Source organism: Acidovorax sp. SUPP3434, assembly GCF_030159015.1.
Lineage (GTDB): Bacteria > Pseudomonadota > Gammaproteobacteria > Burkholderiales > Burkholderiaceae_C > Paracidovorax.
Genome location: NZ_BQXL01000005.1, coordinates 20865 through 39751 on the forward strand (window position 1 = coordinate 20865; position 18887 = coordinate 39751).

22 protein-coding genes are annotated in these 18887 nt (G+C 66.0%); 15 read left to right on the forward strand and 7 right to left on the reverse strand.

Features of this window, described 5'->3' with window-relative positions; genetic code table 11:
• Positions 1-36: 36 nt before the first annotated feature.
• From rpmG to trxB, 3 genes are all read right to left on the reverse strand, one after another.
• Positions 37-207: a 50S ribosomal protein L33 gene (rpmG, locus tag AVKW3434_RS10480; RefSeq protein ID WP_008904999.1), complete on the reverse strand. Its 171-nt coding sequence runs from the start codon at positions 205-207 to the stop codon at positions 37-39.
• Positions 208-218: 11 nt separating this feature from the next.
• A complete protein-coding gene (gene rpmB / locus AVKW3434_RS10485; RefSeq protein WP_087496789.1) occupies positions 219-452 on the reverse strand; it encodes a 50S ribosomal protein L28 in 234 nt (77 codons plus the stop codon).
• A 193-nt stretch (positions 453-645) separates the two neighbouring features.
• On the reverse strand, positions 646-1605 hold the full coding sequence (gene trxB, locus AVKW3434_RS10490; protein ID WP_272564625.1) for a thioredoxin-disulfide reductase: 960 nt from the start codon (positions 1603-1605) through the stop codon (positions 646-648).
• A gap of 225 nt (positions 1606-1830) precedes the next feature.
• On the opposite strand from trxB, the gene AVKW3434_RS10495 reads away from it, so the two are divergent.
• On the forward strand, positions 1831-4173 hold the full coding sequence (locus AVKW3434_RS10495; protein ID WP_284405800.1) for a DNA translocase FtsK: 2343 nt from the start codon (positions 1831-1833) through the stop codon (positions 4171-4173).
• A 49-nt stretch (positions 4174-4222) separates the two neighbouring features.
• Complete coding sequence (gene lolA, locus AVKW3434_RS10500; RefSeq protein ID WP_284405801.1) at positions 4223-4855, forward strand: outer membrane lipoprotein periplasmic chaperone LolA; 633 nt, start codon at positions 4223-4225, stop codon at positions 4853-4855.
• Positions 4856-4965: 110 nt separating this feature from the next.
• On the opposite strand, the gene AVKW3434_RS10505 is transcribed toward lolA, so the two are convergent.
• On the reverse strand, positions 4966-5322 hold the full coding sequence (locus tag AVKW3434_RS10505) for a DUF1304 domain-containing protein (protein ID WP_284405802.1): 357 nt from the start codon (positions 5320-5322) through the stop codon (positions 4966-4968).
• Positions 5323-5580: 258 nt separating this feature from the next.
• Between AVKW3434_RS10505 and AVKW3434_RS10510 the strand changes: the two genes are divergently transcribed.
• The 5 genes from AVKW3434_RS10510 to AVKW3434_RS10530 all read left to right on the forward strand — a co-directional run bounded on the left by AVKW3434_RS10510 (position 5581) and on the right by AVKW3434_RS10530 (position 10814).
• A complete protein-coding gene (locus tag AVKW3434_RS10510) occupies positions 5581-6885 on the forward strand; it encodes a replication-associated recombination protein A (RefSeq protein WP_284405803.1) in 1305 nt (434 codons plus the stop codon).
• A 373-nt stretch (positions 6886-7258) separates the two neighbouring features.
• Complete coding sequence (locus tag AVKW3434_RS10515) at positions 7259-8188, forward strand: branched-chain amino acid ABC transporter permease (RefSeq protein WP_272564621.1); 930 nt, start codon at positions 7259-7261, stop codon at positions 8186-8188.
• A 13-nt stretch (positions 8189-8201) separates the two neighbouring features.
• Entirely contained in the window at positions 8202-9281 is a 1080-nt protein-coding gene (locus AVKW3434_RS10520; protein WP_272564620.1) for an ABC transporter permease subunit, read from the forward strand.
• 19 nt (positions 9282-9300) lie between these two features.
• Positions 9301-10083, forward strand: a complete 783-nt coding sequence (locus AVKW3434_RS10525; protein ID WP_272548690.1) for an ABC transporter ATP-binding protein — start codon at positions 9301-9303, stop codon at positions 10081-10083.
• Positions 10084-10085: 2 nt separating this feature from the next.
• Complete coding sequence (locus AVKW3434_RS10530) at positions 10086-10814, forward strand: ABC transporter ATP-binding protein (protein ID WP_272564618.1); 729 nt, start codon at positions 10086-10088, stop codon at positions 10812-10814.
• 145 nt (positions 10815-10959) lie between these two features.
• On the opposite strand, the gene AVKW3434_RS10535 is transcribed toward AVKW3434_RS10530, so the two are convergent.
• The gene (locus tag AVKW3434_RS10535) at positions 10960-11559 is read right to left on the reverse strand and encodes an outer membrane beta-barrel protein (protein WP_284405804.1); all 600 of its coding nucleotides are present in this window, start codon (positions 11557-11559) and stop codon (positions 10960-10962) included.
• Positions 11560-11850: 291 nt separating this feature from the next.
• Here AVKW3434_RS10535 and AVKW3434_RS10540 point away from each other — a divergent pair, with 291 nt between their 5' ends.
• Entirely contained in the window at positions 11851-12498 is a 648-nt protein-coding gene (locus AVKW3434_RS10540; protein ID WP_092740846.1) for a DUF47 domain-containing protein, read from the forward strand.
• Between the two features lie 36 nt (positions 12499-12534).
• Positions 12535-13545 carry an inorganic phosphate transporter gene (locus AVKW3434_RS10545; RefSeq protein ID WP_272564616.1) on the forward strand — a complete coding sequence of 337 codons (1011 nt, stop codon included), beginning with the start codon at positions 12535-12537 and terminating at the stop codon, positions 13543-13545.
• Positions 13546-13633: 88 nt separating this feature from the next.
• On the opposite strand, the gene AVKW3434_RS10550 is transcribed toward AVKW3434_RS10545, so the two are convergent.
• Both AVKW3434_RS10550 and AVKW3434_RS10555 read right to left on the reverse strand, forming a co-directional pair.
• Complete coding sequence (locus AVKW3434_RS10550) at positions 13634-14080, reverse strand: TM2 domain-containing protein (RefSeq protein WP_284405805.1); 447 nt, start codon at positions 14078-14080, stop codon at positions 13634-13636.
• A gap of 7 nt (positions 14081-14087) precedes the next feature.
• Positions 14088-14609, reverse strand: coding sequence for a GNAT family N-acetyltransferase (locus AVKW3434_RS10555; protein ID WP_284405806.1), 522 nt, complete (start codon positions 14607-14609; stop codon positions 14088-14090).
• A 124-nt stretch (positions 14610-14733) separates the two neighbouring features.
• On the opposite strand from AVKW3434_RS10555, the gene rpsP reads away from it, so the two are divergent.
• The 6 genes from rpsP to AVKW3434_RS10585 all read left to right on the forward strand — a co-directional run bounded on the left by rpsP (position 14734) and on the right by AVKW3434_RS10585 (position 18845).
• On the forward strand, positions 14734-14985 hold the full coding sequence (rpsP, locus tag AVKW3434_RS10560) for a 30S ribosomal protein S16 (protein ID WP_272564613.1): 252 nt from the start codon (positions 14734-14736) through the stop codon (positions 14983-14985).
• A gap of 86 nt (positions 14986-15071) precedes the next feature.
• On the forward strand, positions 15072-15644 hold the full coding sequence (rimM, locus tag AVKW3434_RS10565) for a ribosome maturation factor RimM (RefSeq protein WP_272564612.1): 573 nt from the start codon (positions 15072-15074) through the stop codon (positions 15642-15644).
• 69 nt (positions 15645-15713) lie between these two features.
• Positions 15714-16481 carry a tRNA (guanosine(37)-N1)-methyltransferase TrmD gene (trmD, locus tag AVKW3434_RS10570; RefSeq protein ID WP_284405807.1) on the forward strand — a complete coding sequence of 256 codons (768 nt, stop codon included), beginning with the start codon at positions 15714-15716 and terminating at the stop codon, positions 16479-16481.
• Between the two features lie 113 nt (positions 16482-16594).
• Positions 16595-16981 (forward strand): 50S ribosomal protein L19, encoded by a 387-nt coding sequence (gene rplS / locus AVKW3434_RS10575; RefSeq protein WP_272548681.1) that lies wholly within the window; start codon positions 16595-16597, stop codon positions 16979-16981.
• 85 nt (positions 16982-17066) lie between these two features.
• Positions 17067-17801 carry a CoA pyrophosphatase gene (locus AVKW3434_RS10580; protein ID WP_284405808.1) on the forward strand — a complete coding sequence of 245 codons (735 nt, stop codon included), beginning with the start codon at positions 17067-17069 and terminating at the stop codon, positions 17799-17801.
• Between the two features lie 66 nt (positions 17802-17867).
• A complete protein-coding gene (locus AVKW3434_RS10585) occupies positions 17868-18845 on the forward strand; it encodes a CobD/CbiB family protein (RefSeq protein WP_284395104.1) in 978 nt (325 codons plus the stop codon).
• Positions 18846-18887 lie beyond the last annotated feature (42 nt).

Sequence of the window (18887 nt, forward strand, 5' to 3'; positions counted from 1 at the left end):
GGGTGCCGGGCGGTTCTTGAAGGGGCCTGAGCTGAATTACTTCAGCTTCATTTCCTTGTATTCGACGTGCTTGCGAGCTTTTGGATCAAATTTCATGATCAGCATCTTCTCGGGCATCGTCTTCTTGTTCTTGGTGGTGGTGTAGAAATGGCCGGTACCCGCAGTGGATTCCAGCTTGATCTTGTCGCGTCCGCCTTTGCTTGCCATGGTGCTTCTCCTTAAGCCTGGCCACGTGCGCGCAGGTCTGCGAGCACGGAGTCAATGCCGTTCTTGTCGATCAAACGCAGGCCGGCGTTGGAGATGCGCAGGCGCACCCAGCGGTTTTCGCTCTCGACCCAGAAACGGCGGTATTGCAGGTTCGGCAGGAACCGGCGCTTGGTTTTGTTGTTGGCGTGGGAAACATTGTTCCCGACCATCGGGCCCTTGCCCGTGACTTCACATACGCGTGCCATGAGGACACTCCAATGTTTTCAACGGCCTTCGAGCGGGTGCCCTGCGGATCGCCAGCGAAGAACGCTTTGGATCGCAAGGCCTGCCGTCGGCCTCACCTCGCCAGTTCAGGGTGGCGGTAACCCGATTGCCGTGTCCAGGATGGCGCAAAGCCCGCCCAATTTCAGCAAAGCCGCAGATTATAGCCCGCTTTGTTCAGATGACGCCATCCTGCTCGAGAAAGCGCTGTGCATCGAGCGCCGCCATGCAGCCCGTGCCCGCGCTGGTGATGGCCTGGCGGTACACGTGGTCCTGCACATCGCCTGCGGCGAAGATGCCCGGCACGCTCGTCTGCGTGGCGAAGCCCTTGAGGCCGCCCTGCGTGACGATGTAGCCGTTCTCCATGGTCAGCTGGCCTTCGAAGATGGCGGTGTTGGGCGAGTGGCCGATGGCGATGAAGCAGCCCTGCAGCGCGATGTCCTCGGTGCGGCCATCCACGGTGCTTTTCACGCGGATGCCCGTCACGCCGCCGTCGTTGCCCAGCACCTCGTCCAGCGTGTGAAAGAGCTTGAGCTCGATCTTGCCGGCCGCCACCTTCTCGTTGAGCTTGTCCACCAGGATGGGCTCGGCCTTGAACCGGTCGCGGCGGTGCACCAGCGTGACCTTGCGCGCGATGTTGGACAGGTACAGCGCCTCCTCCACGGCGGTATTGCCGCCGCCGACCACGCACACGTCCTGCTCGCGGTAGAAGAAGCCGTCGCAGGTGGCGCAGCCCGACACGCCGCGGCCCATGAAGGCCTCCTCGGACGGCAGGCCCAGGTACTTGGCCGAGGCGCCGGTCGCCAGGATGAGCGCGTCGCAGGTGTAGGTGCCGCTGTCGCCCTTGAGCGTGAACGGCCGCTGGCTGAAGTCCACCTGGTTGATGTGATCGAACACGATCTGCGTCTTGAAGCGCTCGGCATGCTCCAGGAAGCGCTGCATCAGGTCGGGGCCCTGCACGCCGTGCACGTCCGCCGGCCAGTTGTCCACTTCCGTCGTGGTCATCAGCTGGCCGCCCTGGGCGATACCCGTGATGAGCACGGGGCTCAGGTTGGCGCGCGCTGCGTACACGGCGGCGGTGTAGCCGGCGGGGCCGGAGCCGAGGATCAGGACTTTGGCGTGTTGCGTGTTGGACATGGAAGGAAGGTAAATGTTTGTATGCGCCCGCGGCCGGGTTGGATGGGCAGATGGGACCGCAGCCGCGGAGTATCAACCCGCCGCCACCGGTGGGCGGCGCCGCTTTTTCAATCGCGCCCATTGTAAGAAGCGATGAAAAGCCGGGCGCTCCACCGGGGCGCTCGGCGCCGCGCCGGGTGGAAAAACCGCGCAATGCGCATGGGGTAAGCTTGGCCGCGCACGTTTATGACCTACTCCCTCAATACCCTCAATGCCTCCGCAGGCAAGTCGCCGCCCCGCAGCGGCGCCGCACGTTTCGGCCACGAGATCAGCCTGGTGCTCGGTCTCGTGGCCCTGGTCTTCTGGCTGCTGGCGTTGGCGACCTATTCGGGGCAGGACGCCGCCTGGTCCACCTCGGGCGTGGGCGACGGCCGGCTGATGGCCAACTGGGCCGGCCGTTTCGGTGCCTGGCTGGCGGACAGCAGCTATTTTGCGCTGGGCTTTTCGGTCTGGTGGTGCGTGGCCGCGGCGGTGCGGGCCTGGCTGTCTTCCCTGGCGCGCTGGATGCGGGGCGGCGAAGACGCCGGCGCCAATGCGCACAGCCCAATGGTGCGGCGCGCGATGTTCTGGGGCGGCCTCATCGTGTTGATAGCGGCCAGCACCGGGCTGGAGTGGTCGCGCCTGTACCGGCTGGAGTCCCTGCTGCCCGGCCATGCGGGCGGTGCGATCGGCTACCTCACCGGGCCTGCGGGCGTGAAGTGGCTGGGGTTCACCGGCTCGGGCCTGGTGGGCGTGATCCTGGTGGTGCTGGGCGCGGCGCTGGTGTTCCGCTTCTCGTGGGGCCACGTGGCCGAGCGGCTGGGCGGGCGCATCGATGCGCTGGTGCAACTGGGCCGGGCCAAGCGCGAGAAGGCCAAGGACGTGGCCGTGGGCAAGCGCGCCGCGCGCGAACGCGAAGAGGTGGTGCTGGAGGAGCGCCACGAGGTGGAGCAGCACCATCCGCAGCCGGTGCAGATCATCGAGCCGGTGCTGTCCGACGTGCCCCAGAGCGCCCGCGTGGTCAAGGAACGCCAAAAGCCCCTGTTCACCGACATGCCCGACAGCCGCCTGCCGCAGGTCGATCTGCTGGACGGCCCGCCCGCGCAGCGCCAGGAGACGGTCTCGCCCGAAACCCTGGAGATGACCAGCCGCCTCATCGAGAAGAAGCTCAAGGACTTCGGCGTGGAAGTGCGCGTGGTCGCCGCCATGCCGGGCCCGGTCATCACCCGCTACGAGATCGAGCCCGCCACCGGCGTGAAAGGCTCGCAGATCGTGGGCCTGGCCAAGGACCTGGCGCGTTCGCTGTCGCTGGTCTCCATCCGCGTGATCGAGACGATCCCGGGCAAGAACTTCATGGCGCTGGAGCTGCCCAATGCCAAGCGGCAGTCGATCCGGCTGTCCGAGATCCTCGGCTCGCACGTCTACCACGAGGGCAAGAGCATGCTCACCATGGGCCTGGGCAAGGACATCGTGGGCAACCCCGTGGTGGCCGACCTGGCCAAGATGCCGCACGTGCTGGTGGCCGGCACCACCGGCTCGGGCAAGTCGGTGGGGATCAACGCCATGATCCTCTCGCTGCTCTACAAGGCCGAGGCGCGCGATGTGCGCCTGCTGATGATCGACCCCAAGATGCTGGAAATGTCGGTGTACGAAGGCATTCCGCACCTGCTGGCGCCCGTGGTCACCGACATGAAGCAGGCCGCCCATGGCCTGAACTGGTGCGTGGCCGAGATGGAGCGCCGCTACAAGCTCATGAGCAAGCTGGGCGTGCGCAACCTGGCCGGCTACAACGTGAAGATCGACGAGGCCAAGGCGCGCGAGGAGTTCATCTACAACCCGTTCAGCCTCACGCCCGAAGAGCCCGAGCCGCTGCAGCGCCTGCCGCACATCGTGGTGGTCATCGACGAGCTGGCCGACCTGATGATGGTGGTGGGCAAGAAGATCGAAGAGCTGATCGCCCGCCTGGCGCAAAAGGCGCGCGCAGCCGGCATCCACCTCATCCTGGCCACGCAGCGCCCCAGCGTGGACGTGATCACCGGGCTGATCAAGGCCAATATTCCGACGCGCATCGCCTTCCAGGTGAGCAGCAAGATCGACAGCCGCACCATCCTGGACCAGATGGGCGCCGAGGCCCTGCTGGGCATGGGCGACATGCTCTACATGGCCAGCGGCACCGGCTTGCCGGTGCGCGTGCACGGCGCCTTCGTGTCCGACGAAGAGGTGCACCGCGTGGTGAGCTACCTCAAGAGCCAGGGCGAACCCGACTACATCGAGGGCGTGCTGGAGGGCGGCACGGTCGATGGCGACGACGGCCCGCTGGGCGACGGGGACGGAGGCAGTGGCGAGAAGGACCCCATGTACGACCAGGCCGTGGAAGTGGTGCTCAAGGACCGCAAGGCCAGCATTTCGTATGTGCAGCGCAAGCTGCGCATCGGCTACAACCGCTCCGCCCGCCTGCTCGAAGACATGGAGAAGGCGGGCCTCGTGAGCGGCCTCACCACCAGCGGCCAGCGCGAAGTGCTGGTGCCTGCCCGCGGCGGCGGCGAATGAGCCGGCGGCCCTGGAAAAGCCGGCACCCGGCCTCAGATACCGAGAACCCATGAAAAAAATCATCCTCACCGCCCTGATCGCGGCCGCTGCCCAGTGCGCCAGCGCCGACGGCCTCAAAAGCCTCGAGTCCTTCATGAAGGGTGCGGCCGCCGGCCGTGCCGATTTCACGCAGACCGTCACCGCCCCCCCGAAGGACGGCGAGGCGGCGCGGACCAAGACGTCCAGCGGCACCTTCGAATTCCAGCGCCCCGGGCGTTTTCGCTTCACCTACCAAAAGCCGTTCGAGCAGACCATCGTGGCCGACGGCAAGACGCTGTGGCTCTACGACGCCGATCTGAACCAGGTCACCCAGCGCGCGCAGGCCCAGGCCCTGGGCACCACGCCGGCAGCGCTGCTGGCCTCGGCGCCCGACCTGCAGGCGCTGCGCGCCGACTTCGCTCTGGAGTCGCAGCCCGAGCAGGACGGACTGCAGTGGGTGCTGGCCACGCCGAAGGCCAAGGAAGGGCAGCTCAAGAGCGTGCGCGTGGGCTTCCAGGGCGAACGGCTCGCGGCGCTCGACATCCTGGACAGCTTCGGCCAGCGCTCGGCCATCCGCTTCACCAACGTGCAGTCGAGCGCCTCGCTGCCGGCTTCGACGTTCGACTTCAAGCCGCCAGCAGGCGCGGACGTGGTCAAGCAGTGACCGGCTGAAAGTCTTTTTGCTATTGTATTTGTAGCGTGATGCCCTAGTGTTGATTGCGCTGGCGGCCATTTTGATGCATGGCATGCGCCCTGGCGCCGCAGCGCGCCGGATCAGGCCAGCAGCACCAGGGCCAGGCCCACGGCGGCCGGAATGGCCTGGATGAACAGGATCTTGCGGGACGCCGTGGCAGCGCCGAACACGCCGGCCACCAGCACGCACAGCAGGAAGAACACCTTCATGCCCAGGCCGGCCCCGCCCAGCCACAGGCCCCAGAACAGGCCCGCCGCGAGAAAGCCGTTGTAGAGCCCCTGGTTGGCCGCCAGCACCTTGGTGGCGGCGGCCCGTTCCGCGCTCTGCCCGAAGGCGCGCAGGCCAGCGGGTTTGTCCCACAGGAACATCTCCAGCACCAGGATGTAGACGTGGAGCAGGGCGATCAGGGCGACGACGGCATTGGCGGCGATGGACATGGGGGATCTCCTCCTTGGGTTTTCGAATCGAAACGGGCGCCGCGGCATTGTGCGGGAAATTCCCGCAGGCCCAGGGGGGCGAAGCGCCCCGCAGGGGGACGGAGAATAATCGGGCGTGGCAGGGCCGTGCCGCCTGCCTGCCTGCCGAGCGTCCTCCCGCGTCACCCGGTGCCTGGCCCGTTGGCGTTGGCCCTGGGTCTTTTGCTCCCATCGCGTTCACTACTTCTTCATTGAGCCTACCCATTGACCCCCACGCCCATGGCCGATCTCTTTTCCTCCGCCCCCACCGCGCCGCTCGCGGAGGCCCTGCGCCCGGCCAGCCTGGACGAGGTCATCGGCCAGTCGCACCTGATCGGTGCAGGCCGGCCGCTGCGGCTGGCGTTCGAGTCGGGCAAGCCGCATTCGATGATCCTCTGGGGCCCGCCCGGCGTGGGCAAGACCACGCTGGCGCGGCTCACGGCGAGCGCGTTCGGCTATGAGTTCATCGCCCTGTCGGCGGTGTTCTCGGGCGTGAAGGAAATCCGCGCCTCGATGGAGCAGGCCGAACACAATCTGGCGCTGGGCAAGAAGACCATCCTGTTCGTGGACGAGATCCACCGCTTCAACAAGAGCCAGCAGGACGGCCTGCTGCCGTTCGTGGAGTCGGGCCTGGTGACCTTCGTGGGCGCGACCACCGAGAACCCGTCGTTCGAGGTCAATTCGGCGCTGCTCTCGCGTGCCCAGGTGTATGTGCTGCAGGTGCTGACCGACGACGAACTGAAGCAGCTCGTGCGCCGGGCGCAGGACAAGGTGCTCACCCACCTGCAGCTGGACGACGCGGCGGTGGACACGCTCGTGGGCTATGCCGACGGTGATGCGCGGCGCCTGCTCAACCTGGTCGAGCAGACCGACACCGCCGCGCGCGCCGCCGGGGTGCAGCGGGTGGACGCCGCCTTTCTGGAGAGCGCGCTCACCCTCAACGCGCGCCGCTTCGACAAGGGCGGCGACAACTTCTACGACCAGATCTCGGCGCTGCACAAATCCGTGCGTGGATCGCACCCCGACGCGGCGCTGTACTGGCTCAGCCGCATGCTGGATGGGGGAGCGGATGCGAAATACCTCGCGCGCCGCATCGTGCGCATGGCCTGGGAGGACATCGGCCTGGCCGATCCGCGCGCCATGCAGATCGCCAACGACGCGGCGCTCACCTACGAGCGCCTGGGCTCGCCGGAAGGCGAACTGGCACTGGCCCAGGCCGTGATCTACCTGGCCGTGGCGCCCAAGAGCAACGCCGGCTACATGGCCTACAACCAGGCCAAGGCGTTCATCAAGAAGGACAAGTCGCGCCAGGTGCCCAACCACCTGCGCAACGCGCCCACCAAGCTGATGAAGGAACTGGGCCACGGCAAGGCCTACCGCTACGCCCACGACGAGCCCGGCGGCTACGCGGCGGGCGAGACCTACCTGCCCGAGGACATGCCCGAGCCCGGCTGGTACCAGCCGGTGCCTCGCGGGCTGGAGGCCAAGATCGCCGACAAGCTGGCCCAGTTGCGCCAGCTGGACCAGGACGCGGCCAAGGATTGAGGGGGAAGGGGAGGGCGCTGCGAGGCTGCGCCCCCCGGTCCCTCACCGGGCAGCATCTCCGCCCGGCCCACCGGCCGCCCCCTCGGGCGGGGCGGTTGGCGGCTGCTGAACCGTATAAGCCACCCGGGCCAATCCCTCGGCTGCATCACCCCGGCTAATGGTGACGTCGCCCCGCTGATGGCGCGCGAGTCCAAGGGAAAACCCCGCCAAACGTGCTAAAGGCGCACGGTTTCGACTGGCTACAATCCCGTCCACCAAACCCGCACAGCTTTGCTCCTGGCGGGTTTTTTGCTAGGTGGCATTGGGGGCTCACAAGGCACTGCCGATCTTGGCTTGCGAAGTGCGCGCGTTACAAACACGAAGGACTTTTTTTATGGACATCTTGCTGCAGCAGATCATCAACGGTCTGGTTCTCGGCAGCATGTACGCCTTGATAGCCTTGGGCTACACGATGGTGTACGGCATTATTCAGCTGATTAATTTTGCCCATGGGGAAGTGCTGATGATCGGCGCTCTCACCAGTTGGAGTTGCATTGGCCTGATGCAAGAGGCCATGCCCGGGGCTCCGGGCTGGATCATCCTTCTCCTGGCCACCCTGATCGCCTGCGTTGTCGCCGCAGCGCTGAACTTCGTCATCGAGAAGGTCGCCTACAAGCCGCTGCGCAGCAGTCCGCGCCTGGCGCCCCTGATCACCGCCATCGGGATGTCGATCCTGCTGCAGACGCTGGCCATGATCATCTGGAAGCCGAACTACAAGCCGTATCCCACCCTGCTGCCCACGACCCCGTTCCAGGTCGGCGGCGCGGTGATCACCTCCACCCAGGTGCTGATCCTGAGCGTGACGGTGGTCGCACTGGCTTCGCTGGTGTATCTGGTGAACTACACCAAGCTCGGCCGCGCCATGCGCGCCACCGCGGAAAACCCCCGCGTGGCCTCCCTGATGGGCGTGAAACCCGACATGGTGATCTCGGCGACCTTCATCATCGGCGCCATCCTGGCGGCCATCGCCGGCATCATGTATGCCTCCAACTACGGCACCGCGCAGCACACCATGGGCTTCCTGCCCGGTCTGAAGGCCTTCACGGCCGCGGTGTTCGGCGGCATCGGCAACCTGGCCGGCGCGGTGGTGGGCGGCATCCTGCTCGGCCTGATCGAGGCCATCGGCTCGGGCTACATCGGCACCCTCACAGGCGGCCTGCTGGGCAGCCACTACACCGACATCTTTGCATTCATCGTGCTCATCATCATCCTCACGCTGCGCCCCTCGGGCCTGCTGGGCGAGCGTGTGGCCGATCGCGCCTGAGGAACCCATTGTCATGAAGCAAAACAAAACCGCACAGTGGATCGTCGGCGGCATCGCGCTGCTGCTGCTTCCTTTCATGCTGCAGTACTTCGGCAACGCCTGGGTGCGCATCGCCGACCTGGCGCTGCTCTACGTGCTGCTGGCCCTGGGCCTGAACATCGTGGTGGGCTACGCCGGCCTGCTGGACCTGGGTTACGTGGCGTTCTACGCCGTGGGCGCCTACCTGTTCGCGCTGATGGCATCGCCCCACCTGTCGGAGACCTTCGCGTCGTTCGCGGCCATGTTCCCCAACGGGCTGCACACGTCGCTGTGGCTGGTCATACCGCTCGCGGCGCTGGTGGCCGCGATCTTCGGGGCGGTGCTCGGGGCCCCCACGCTCAAGCTGCGCGGGGACTACCTGGCCATCGTGACGCTGGGTTTCGGCGAGATCATCCGCATCTTCCTGAACAACCTGGACCACCCCGTCAATCTGACCAACGGGCCCAAGGGCATCGGGCAGATCGATTCGGTGAAGGTGTTCGGGCTGGACCTGGGCAAGCGCCTGGAAGTGTTCGGGTTCGACATCTCGTCGGTCACGCTGTATTACTACCTGTTCCTGGTGCTGGTGGTGCTGAGCGTCATCATCTGCTATCGCCTGCAGGACTCGCGCATCGGCCGCGCCTGGATGGCCATCCGCGAAGACGAGATCGCCGCCAAGGCCATGGGCATCAACACCCGCAACATGAAGCTGCTGGCCTTCGGCATGGGCGCTTCGTTCGGCGGCGTGTCCGGCGCCATGTTCGGTGCCTTCCAGGGCTTCGTGTCGCCCGAATCGTTCAGCCTGATGGAGTCGGTCATGATCGTCGCCATGGTGGTGCTGGGCGGCATCGGCCACATCCCCGGCGTGATCCTGGGCGCCGTGCTCCTGTCGGCCCTGCCGGAAGTGCTGCGCTACGTGGCCGGTCCGCTGCAGGCCATGACGGACGGCCGCCTCGACTCCGCCATCCTGCGCCAGCTGCTGATCGCGCTGGCCATGATCATCATCATGCTGCTGCGTCCCCGCGGCCTGTGGCCCGCGCCCGACCATGGCAAGAGCCTGACGCAAAAGACCTGAACAGCACTGAAAGTTAGAAATGGCAGAGAAATCCAACGATGTGGTGCTGAAGGTCGCCGGCATTTCCAAGCGCTTCGGCGGCTTGCAAGCCCTGTCCGACGTCGGCATCACCATTGAACGGGGTCAGGTCTACGGCCTGATCGGTCCCAACGGCGCCGGCAAGACCACGTTCTTCAACGTGATCACCGGTCTTTACACGCCCGACAGCGGCAGCTTCGAGCTGGCAGGCAAGCCCTACCAGCCCACGGCCGTGCACGAAGTGGCCAAGGCGGGCATCGCCCGCACGTTCCAGAACATCCGCCTCTTCGCCGAAATGACGGCACTGGAGAACGTGATGGTGGGGCGGCACATCCGCACCAAGTCGGGGCTGCTGGGCGCCGTGCTGCGCACCAAGGGCTTCAAGGAAGAAGAGGCCGCGATCGCCCGCCGGGCGCAGGAGTTGCTCGACTACGTGGGCATCGGCAAGTTCGCCGACTACAAGGCGCGCACCCTGAGCTATGGCGACCAGCGCCGCCTGGAGATCGCCCGCGCCCTGGCCACCGACCCGCAACTGATCGCGCTCGACGAGCCGGCCGCCGGCATGAACGCGACCGAGAAGGTGCAGCTGCGCGAGCTGATCGACCGCATCCGCAACGACAACCGCACCATCTTGCTCATCGAGCACGACGTGAAGCTGGTGATGGGCCTGTGCGACCGCGTCACGGTGCTCGACTACGGCAAGCAGATCGCCGAAGGCACGCCTGCCACCGTGCAGAAGAACGAAAAAGTGATTGAGGCCTACCTGGGCACCGGAGGACATTGAGAATGGCCGAAAAATCCAACAACGTGTTGCTCAAGGTCTCGGGCCTGAAGGTGGCATACGGCGGTATCCAGGCCGTGAAGGGTGTGGACTTCGAGGTGCGCGAGGGAGAGCTGGTGTCGCTGATCGGCTCCAACGGCGCCGGCAAGACGACCACCATGAAGGCGATCACGGGCACGCTGCCGTTCGCCGATGGCGACATCGAGTACCTGGGCAAGAGCATCCGGGGGCAGGGCGCCTGGGACCTGGTGAAGAAGGGCCTCGTGATGGTGCCGGAAGGCCGTGGCGTGTTCGCGCGCATGACCATCACCGAGAACCTGCAGATGGGCGCCTACATCCGCAACGACAAGGCCGGCATCGCGGCCGACATCGAGAAGATGTTCACCATCTTCCCGCGCCTGCGCGAGCGCAAGGACCAACTGGCCGGCACCATGTCGGGCGGCGAACAGCAGATGCTGGCCATGGGCCGCGCGCTGATGAGCCAGCCCAAGGTGCTGCTGCTGGACGAGCCCTCCATGGGCCTGTCGCCCATCATGGTGGACAAGATCTTCGAGGTGGTGCGCGACGTGTACGCCCTGGGCGTGACCATCGTGCTGGTGGAGCAGAACGCCAGCCGCGCGCTGGCACTGGCCGACCGGGGCTACGTGATGGAGTCGGGCCTCATCACCATGACGGGCCCCGGCCAGCAGCTGCTGAGCGACCCGCGCGTGCGCGCCGCCTACCTGGGCGAGTGATCCCCCTCCACCGCTGCCTCCATGCGCTGCCAAGCGGCGCACGAAGGCCGGCGTCTGGAATCGGGATGAAAGCGCGTGAAGCGCACGAAAAAAGGGCCCTGCGAAGGGCCCTTTTTGTTGGGGGTACGCGTGCGTACCTGCGCGCTCAGTAGCGGTACTGCACGCCCACCGTGGTCATGTCCACATCGGACTTGCCGTCGGCGAAGTTCAGGCGGTGGCGCTCCCATTCGACCACGGCCGCCCACTGCGGGTTGAACGCCCAGCGCACGCCGGCGCCATACGAGAGTCCGAAGCCGTTGTCATCGCCGGTCGTCACGCCGAAACCGGGGTTGCCCGAGGTCTTGGTGCGGCCGTAGGTGGTACCGACCTTGCCGAACACGTCGAACTGCTCGCTGAGCGGCAGGCGGCCGACCAGGCTGAGGTTCAGGCCCTGCGCCTTGGTCTCGCCGCCCACGCGGGTGGCGTTGCCGAAGTTCAGATAACCGAACTCGATGCCGAAGTTCTGGTTGAAATAGCCGCCGGTGTAGATTTTCCAGGCGGTGTCGTTGTCGTCGAACGCGAAGCCACCCGTGCCGCTGCGCAGATCGTATTTGGACTGGCCGCCGCTCAGGCCGACGTAGCCTTGCTGCGTGCTGGGAATGAACGAGTCGCGGTTGGAGGCGCGATTGGCCGTCTGCGCGTGGGCGCTGACGGCACCGAACGCAAGCGCGAGAACGCACGGAAGAACGCGAAGCGTGTGTTTCATGGGGAAATCCTTTGGCATGGCAATGAAAGAGGCGGTTGCGTCTGAGCGTCTGGAAGAGGGCGGATCAAAGACTGCCGATTCAATGTAAGCCGCGCCTCGGCAGGGTCATGTGGGCAGCGCGGCGCGATGTTTGTAGGAGTTGCCTGACACGCCCGCCGCCACCCGTCGGCACACGATGGGCCGGAGTGCATGCAAACGGCGCGGTTAAACTCGCGCCTTTCGCAAAAGTGTCATCGTCCTGTCACATCCGTGGCGACCGTGGGCGATGGGTCCGTCTGTTCAGGAGTCCGCATGTTTTTTGGAAAGCTGTTGCCCCGCGAGGGCAATTTTTTCGAGATGTTCAATCAGCATGCTGACCGCATCGTCGAGGCCGCCCGCGCTTTTTCGCAGTTGGTGGCCAATTACAACGATCCCCACCTGCGCGACAAGTACAACCAGGACGTGGACAACGCGGAGCGCGCCGCCGACCGCGTGACCCACGAGGTCAACCGCTCGCTGCACAAGACCTTCATCACCCCCATCGACCGCGAGCAGATCCATTCGCTCATCAACACGATGGACGACGTGGCCGACCTGATCCAGGACTCGGCCGAAACCATGGCGCTGTACGACGTGCGCCACATGACCGAAGAGATCACCCGCCTGACCGACATCAGCCTCAAGTGCTGTGAACGCGTGCGCGACGCGGTCAAGCTGCTGGAGAAGATCGCCGACCCGGCCGTGGCCGAAGCCGCGCTCAAGACCTGCGAGGAAATCGACCGCCTGGAGGGCGACGCCGACCGCGTGATGCGCAGCGCCATGAGCAAACTGTTCCGCGAAGAGCCCGACGTGCGCGAGGTGCTCAAGCTCAAGGCGATCTACGAACTGCTCGAGACGATCACCGACAAGTGCGAAGACGTGGCGAACCACATCGAGGGCATCATCCTCGAGAACTCCTGATCCCGGCCTGCCAGAAGAAATACACGCTCTCTACGCATGGAAACCGTCCAAACCGCCCTGTGGGTCGTGATGCTGCTGGTGGCGCTGGCCATCCTGTTCGACTTCATGAACGGGTTTCACGACGCCGCCAACTCGATTGCCACCGTGGTCTCCACCGGGGTGCTCAAGCCGACGCAGGCCGTCCTCTTCGCCGCGTTCTTCAACGTCATCGCCATCTTCATCTTCCACCTGAGCGTGGCCGCCACCATCGGCAAGGGCATCGTGCAGCCCGGCGTGGTGGACACGCACGTGATCTTCGGGGCCCTGGTGGGCGCCATCACCTGGAACGTCATCACCTGGTACTACGGCATTCCGAGCAGCTCGTCGCACGCGCTGATCGGCGGCATCGTGGGCGCGGTCATCGCCAAGGCGGGCGCGGGGGCGCTGATCTCGGCCGGCATCCTGAAGACGGTGGCGTTCATCTTCGTCTCGCCGCTGCTCGGCTTTCTGCTGGGCTCGCTGATGATGGTGGCGGTGGCGTGGATCTTCCGCCGCGCGCGCCCGAACAAGGTGGACAAGTGGTTCCGCCGGCTGCAACTGCTGTCCGCGGGCGCGTACAGCCTGGGCCATGGCGGCAACGATGCGCAAAAGACCATCGGCATCATCTGGCTGCTGCTGATCGCCACGGGCTACGCGTCGGCATCCGACGCCTCGCCGCCCACCTGGACCATCGTGTCCTGCTACCTGGCCATCGGGCTGGGCACCATGTTCGGCGGCTGGCGCATCGTCAAGACCATGGGCCAGCGAATCACCAAGCTCAAGCCCGTGGGCGGGTTCTGTGCCGAGACGGGCGGGGCGATGACGCTGTTCGTCGCCACGGCGCTGGGCATTCCGGTGTCGACCACCCACACCATCACGGGCGCCATCGTCGGCGTGGGCTCCACCCAGCGTGCCAGCGCCGTGCGCTGGGGCGTGGCGGGCAACATCGTCTGGGCGTGGATCCTGACGATTCCGGCCAGCGCGTTCGTGGCGGCCATCGCCTACTGGGTCAGTCTGCAGCTCTACTGATCGCGATCCAAGGGACGTTTGCTATTATTTTTATAGCTGCCACCGCATGATTTTCTAGGGCATTGGGCATATTTGGTGCCCAATGCCGTCACTGGGAGATCTTGCGGGCCTCTTCGATCTGGTATTCGAAGTAGCGCTGGAAGCTGAAGGCCAGGCTGGCCATCAGCACCGCCGTGCCCACCAGGAGCGACAGGGCGATGGCGAAGATCGTGAACCAGTGCGTGCGCCCCGCCGCGGCATCCGGTGCCGCGGCCGGGTTGAAGCGGGCGTTCCATTGCTCGGGCGTCATCAGTCCATAGAGGATGGCGCGCAGCGCGCAGCCTGCGATGGTGAAGCCCAGCAGCGGGATGAGCAGCCAGCTGGCGTGGTCGTCCTGCCCCATCGCCTGCACGCGCTGGATGCCGTAGATGCCCAGCGCCGTGGGAATGGGCAGGAGCCAGCCCAGCATGTCCGACAGGCCGTGCAGATAGAAGCGGTGCAGCCCCAGGGGCCCGCCGACGAAGGCCAGCCACGCGGCGACGGTCTTGTTCTTCATGAGGGGCTCATTCCGGCGACGTGGTGTCGCCCGCGCCCAGGGTCTTTTCCATCAGCACGATATCGCGCCAGGCGCCGAACTTCCAGCCCACCGAGCGCATCACGCCGATCTCGGTGAAGCCGGCAGCGCGGTGTACCCCGATGGAGCCGGCATTGGCGGAATCGCCGATCACCGCGAGCAGCTTGCGAACCCCCGCCGCCTCCGCCTGCTGCGCCAGCGCATCGAGCAGCTTGCGGCCCAACCCCATGCCCCGGGCGGTGTCGGCGACATAGATGGAGTCTTCCGCCGAGAAGCGGTAGGCCGGGCGGGGCTTGAACCAGTTGGCGTAGGCGAAGCCGAGAACCTCGCCATCCTTTTCCGCCACGATGTAGGGCAGGCCCCGGGCCAGCACGTCGGTGCGGCGGGCGGCCATGTCGGTTTCGGTCGGTGGGTCCACCTCGAAGGTGCCGGTGCCGTGCAGTACGTGGTGTTGGTAAATGGCGGTGATGGCAGCGATATCTTCGCTGCGGCTGTCGCGGATGGTAGGCATGTGGGGTGAAGTGGCTATAATCGCGGGCTTTGCAGCGTGTCGCTGGCCGGGTGGCCATGTCGCGTGTCTCAAACGCAGCAAAAAACCATGCAGCTTTACGCTGCGACCACCCGAAGGATTCATTATGGTCGTTATTCGACTCTCCCGCGGCGGCTCCAAAGGTCGTCCGTTTTTCAACATCGTCGTGGCCGACAAGCGTGTGCGCCGCGATGGCCGATTCATCGAGCGCCTGGGTTTCTACAACCCCACGGCCAAGGAAAGCGAAGAAGGCCTGCGCATTGCGCAAGACCGTCTGACCTACTGGAAGAGCGTCGGCGCCCAGTCGTCGCCCACCGTGGACCGTCTGATCAAGCAGGCTGCCAAGAAGGCTGCCTGATCCGCGTCCTCCGGACAAAAGGCGGGTTCCGTTGGTTTTTCTGACGGGCCCCGCCTTTTTTCATTTCCGAAACCCCGTTGCACACCATGCCCAATCTGCCCGTTCTTGAGTCTGCCGAATTGCCGTCCGATGCGGTGGAGATCGGCCGCATTGCCGATGCCTGGGGTGTGAAGGGCTGGTTCAAGGTGCTGCCTTACAGCGCCGATCCGGAAGCGCTGTTTTCCTCCAAGCGCTGGTTTCTGCAGCCCAGCGAAAAGGGCGCCAAGAGCTTTTTCGAAGGCACGGTGGTGCTGGCGGTGAAGCAGGCGCGAGAACATTCCGATACGGTGGTCGCCACCGCCCAGGGCGTGGACGACCGCGATGCGGCCGAGGCGCTGCGCGGCGCGCGCATCTTCGTGCCCCGCTCGAGCTTTCCGACCGCCGCCGAGGACGAGTACTACTGGGTCGACCTGATCGGCCTGGCGGTCGTCAACCGCGAGGGCGTGGACCTCGGCACGGTGCGCGAGCTGCTCTCCACCGGCCCGCAGACCACGCTGGTGCTGGCTTACGAACACGAGGGCAAGGCGCAGGAGCGCATGATTCCCTTCGTCTCGGCCTTCGTCGACAAGGTGGAGCTGGCCGAGCGCCGCATCACGGTCGATTGGCAACCCGACTACTGATGGATCGACCGACCGATTGAAGGACGGGCCGCGTCGCCATTCCTTCGGCGGCCCTGGCCCCCTCTGCCCATGCGTTTCGACGTCATCACCCTGTTTCCCGAGCTGTTCGCGCCGTTTCTGGCCAGCGGGGTGACGCGGCGCGCGTATGCGTCGGGCCAGGTCGAGGTGCGGCTGTGGAACCCGCGCGATCACGCCGAAGGCAACTACCGCCGGGTGGACGATCGGCCCTTCGGGGGCGGCCCCGGCATGGTGATGATGGCCGAGCCCTTGTCGCGGTGCCTGGCGGCCATTCGGGCCGACCGGGCCGAGGCGGCGGGGCAGACGGCCCCGGTGGTGCTGTTCTCGCCGATCGGGCAGGTGCTCGATCACGCGGGCGTGACCCGCTGGTCCGGCAGTGCGGGCGCCATTTTGCTGTGCGGGCGGTATGAGGGCATCGACCAGCGCTTCATCGACGCGCATGTGCAGATGCAGCTCAGCCTGGGCGATTTCGTTCTGTCGGGCGGCGAGATCCCGGCCATGGCCCTGCTGGATGCCGTCGCACGCCTGCAGCCGGGCGTGCTGAACGATGAGGGGAGCCACCAGTTCGACAGCTTCAACGAAGCGCTCGACGGCTTGCTGGACTGCCCCCACTACACCCGGCCCGAAGAGTGGGAGGGCCTGCGGGTTCCTGCGCCGCTGCTCTCTGGCCACCATGTGCAGATCGAGCGCTGGCGCCGGGATCAGCGCCTGTCGATCACCGCGCAGCACCGTCCCGAGCTCATCGACGCGGCGCGCGCGCAGGGGCTTTTGGGCAAGGCGGACGAGGCCGTTTTGGCAAAGAACGGCAACTTGCTATAATCGCGGGCTTTTCGATCCTCTGGCCGGCCGCTTTCGCCTTTGCTGCGAAAGCACCCCCACGTCAATCCCGACGCTTGCCAATCTTGGCGCGGACATGATCGTTGGATGCAAACATGAATCTGATCCAGACTCTCGAGCAGGAAGAAATCGCCCGCTTGAACAAGACCATTCCCGAATTCGCCCCTGGCGACACGGTCATCGTGAGTGTGAACGTGGTGGAAGGTACCCGCAAGCGCGTGCAGGCCTACGAAGGCGTGGTGATTGCCAAGCGCAATCGCGGCCTGAACAGCGGCTTCACGGTGCGCAAGATCTCCAGCGGCGAAGGCGTGGAGCGTACGTTCCAGACGTACAGCCCCCTGATCGCCAACATCGAAGTCAAGCGCCGTGGCGACGTGCGCCGTGCCAAGCTGTACTACCTGCGTGAACGCAGCGGCAAGTCGGCACGTATCAAGGAAAAGCTGCCTTCGCGTGTCAAGGCCGCGCCGGTCGCAGCCGCATAAGGCGCCTTGCGCACTGCCCCGAAGCCGCTACAGCGCAAGCCGTAGCGGCTTTTTCTTTGGCCGCCTGGCCGACCAGGCCCACTCCATGACGCCGCCAGATTCTTCGCCCCCTTCACCCTCCATGCCTTCGGTGATCGCCCCGCTGTCCTCGCTGCCGCAGTTCGACCCGCGCCGCGTGCCCGTGCTGGGGGTGGATGCTCATCTCCCCCGCGTTCCCGCTGCGGCGCAAACGGCGCAAGCGCTGCGGCTGCGCTTCGCCTCGGCGCCGGAGTGGGTGCCTGAGGTCGTGCATGAGCGTGCCTTCACCGACCGGCCGCTGCGCCATGCCGCCGTGCTGATCCCGATCGTGATGCGCGAACGCGCGACGGTGCTGCTCACCGAGCGCACCGTGCACCTGTCCACGCACTCCGGCCAGGTGGCCTTTCCCGGCGGCAGCGCCGACCCGGAAGATGCCAACCCTGCCGCCACGGCGCTGCGCGAGGCCTGGGAGGAGGTCGGCCTGGAGGTGCGGTATGTGGAGGTGCTGGGGGAACTGGCCACCTACAGGACGGGCACCGGGTTCAGCATCACCCCGGTGGTCGCTTTGGTGCAGCCCGATTGCACGCTGAATCCCAATGCCTACGAAGTGGCGGACGTGTTCGAGGTCCCGCTGGACTACCTGCTCGATCCGTCGCACCACCGGCGCCATGCGTTCGAATGGGAAGGGGTCACCCGCGAATGGTTTTCCATGCCCTATGAGGATGCCGCCGGCAAGACGCACTTCATCTGGGGCGCAACGGCGGGCATGCTGCGCAATTTCTACCGTTTCATGCTGGCCTGAGATCGGGCGATCTTTCCGGTGGCGACGACGGCTGGGCACCGAACCGGGCCGCTATCATTGCCCACCATGAGTTTCTTTGCCATCCTGTTCGCGTTGCTGATCGAGCAGGCACGCCCGCTGGCGCGCAGCAACCCCATCCATGCGGGCGTTCGCGCCTGGGCGCTGTCGATCAGCCGCAACTTCGATGCGGGCAAGGCCCACCACGGGTGGGTGGCATGGGCGCTCGCCGTGCTGGTGCCTTCGCTCGCGGTGCTGGCGGTGCACTGGCTGCTGTTCTACGGGGTGGGCTGGCCGGCGGCGGTGGTCTGGAATGTCGCGGTGCTTTATGTCACCCTCGGGTTCCGGCAGTTCAGCCACCATTTCACCAACATCCGCGATGCGCTGGAAGAGCGCGACGAAGACAGCGCGCGGGCCCGGCTCGCGGCCTGGCAGCAGGTGGATGTGGGCCAACTGCCCCGCAGCGAGATCGTGCGGCACGTGGTCGAGTATTCCGTCATCGCCGCGCACCGCCACGTGTTCGGCGTGCTCGCCTGCTTTTCGGTGCTGGCCGCGTTGGGACTCGGGCCGACCGGTGCGGTGCTTTACCGGCTGGCTGAATTCGTCTCGCGCTACTGGAAGGCCGGCAGCCCGCATCCGGCCAGCGCATCGTTGCAGCGTGCCTCGGCGCGGTCCTGGACCGTGATCGACTGGTTGCCTGCCCGCCTGACGGCCCTCAGCTTCGCCGTGGTGGGCAGTTTCGAAGAGGCCATCGATGGCTGGCGCTTCCATGCGCAGCGCTTTCCCAACGACAACGATGGCGTCGTGCTGGCGGCCACGTCCGGCGCCATCAACGTGCGCCTGGGCGGTGAGGCTTTGCGGGCGCGGGTGGACCCGCTCTCGCCCGCCGGCTTCGATGGCGACATTGAGGCCGCAAGCAGCGACGTGACGCCGGGGCGGGAGCCCGAAGTGGGGCATTTGCGCAGCGTGGTCGGCCTGGTCTGGCGCTCGGTGGTGGTATGGATGCTGCTGCTCGCCCTGCTGACCCTGGCCCGGTTGCTGGGCTGAGCCGGGCCTTCTTTTTGAAGTTCGCGGCGAAGTCGCTCCGCC

Bases quoted from the DNA above. Each gene is read 5' to 3' on its own strand.
- rpmG (WP_008904999.1), bottom strand. From the start codon at position 207: ATGGCAAGCAAAGGCGGACGCGACAAGATCAAGCTGGAATCCACTGCG.
- rpmB (WP_087496789.1), bottom strand. From the start codon at position 452: ATGGCACGCGTATGTGAAGTCACGGGCAAGGGCCCGATGGTCGGGAAC.
- trxB (WP_272564625.1), bottom strand. From the start codon at position 1,605: ATGTCCAACACGCAACACGCCAAAGTCCTGATCCTCGGCTCCGGCCCC.
- AVKW3434_RS10495 (WP_284405800.1), top strand. From the start codon at position 1,831: ATGACCTACTCCCTCAATACCCTCAATGCCTCCGCAGGCAAGTCGCCG.
- lolA (WP_284405801.1), top strand. From the start codon at position 4,223: ATGAAAAAAATCATCCTCACCGCCCTGATCGCGGCCGCTGCCCAGTGC.
- AVKW3434_RS10505 (WP_284405802.1), bottom strand. From the start codon at position 5,322: ATGTCCATCGCCGCCAATGCCGTCGTCGCCCTGATCGCCCTGCTCCAC.
- AVKW3434_RS10510 (WP_284405803.1), top strand. From the start codon at position 5,581: ATGGCCGATCTCTTTTCCTCCGCCCCCACCGCGCCGCTCGCGGAGGCC.
- AVKW3434_RS10515 (WP_272564621.1), top strand. From the start codon at position 7,259: ATGGACATCTTGCTGCAGCAGATCATCAACGGTCTGGTTCTCGGCAGC.
- AVKW3434_RS10520 (WP_272564620.1), top strand. From the start codon at position 8,202: ATGAAGCAAAACAAAACCGCACAGTGGATCGTCGGCGGCATCGCGCTG.
- AVKW3434_RS10525 (WP_272548690.1), top strand. From the start codon at position 9,301: ATGGCAGAGAAATCCAACGATGTGGTGCTGAAGGTCGCCGGCATTTCC.
- AVKW3434_RS10530 (WP_272564618.1), top strand. From the start codon at position 10,086: ATGGCCGAAAAATCCAACAACGTGTTGCTCAAGGTCTCGGGCCTGAAG.
- AVKW3434_RS10535 (WP_284405804.1), bottom strand. From the start codon at position 11,559: ATGAAACACACGCTTCGCGTTCTTCCGTGCGTTCTCGCGCTTGCGTTC.
- AVKW3434_RS10540 (WP_092740846.1), top strand. From the start codon at position 11,851: ATGTTTTTTGGAAAGCTGTTGCCCCGCGAGGGCAATTTTTTCGAGATG.
- AVKW3434_RS10545 (WP_272564616.1), top strand. From the start codon at position 12,535: ATGGAAACCGTCCAAACCGCCCTGTGGGTCGTGATGCTGCTGGTGGCG.
- AVKW3434_RS10550 (WP_284405805.1), bottom strand. From the start codon at position 14,080: ATGAAGAACAAGACCGTCGCCGCGTGGCTGGCCTTCGTCGGCGGGCCC.
- AVKW3434_RS10555 (WP_284405806.1), bottom strand. From the start codon at position 14,609: ATGCCTACCATCCGCGACAGCCGCAGCGAAGATATCGCTGCCATCACC.
- rpsP (WP_272564613.1), top strand. From the start codon at position 14,734: ATGGTCGTTATTCGACTCTCCCGCGGCGGCTCCAAAGGTCGTCCGTTT.
- rimM (WP_272564612.1), top strand. From the start codon at position 15,072: ATGCCCAATCTGCCCGTTCTTGAGTCTGCCGAATTGCCGTCCGATGCG.
- trmD (WP_284405807.1), top strand. From the start codon at position 15,714: ATGCGTTTCGACGTCATCACCCTGTTTCCCGAGCTGTTCGCGCCGTTT.
- rplS (WP_272548681.1), top strand. From the start codon at position 16,595: ATGAATCTGATCCAGACTCTCGAGCAGGAAGAAATCGCCCGCTTGAAC.
- AVKW3434_RS10580 (WP_284405808.1), top strand. From the start codon at position 17,067: ATGACGCCGCCAGATTCTTCGCCCCCTTCACCCTCCATGCCTTCGGTG.
- AVKW3434_RS10585 (WP_284395104.1), top strand. From the start codon at position 17,868: ATGAGTTTCTTTGCCATCCTGTTCGCGTTGCTGATCGAGCAGGCACGC.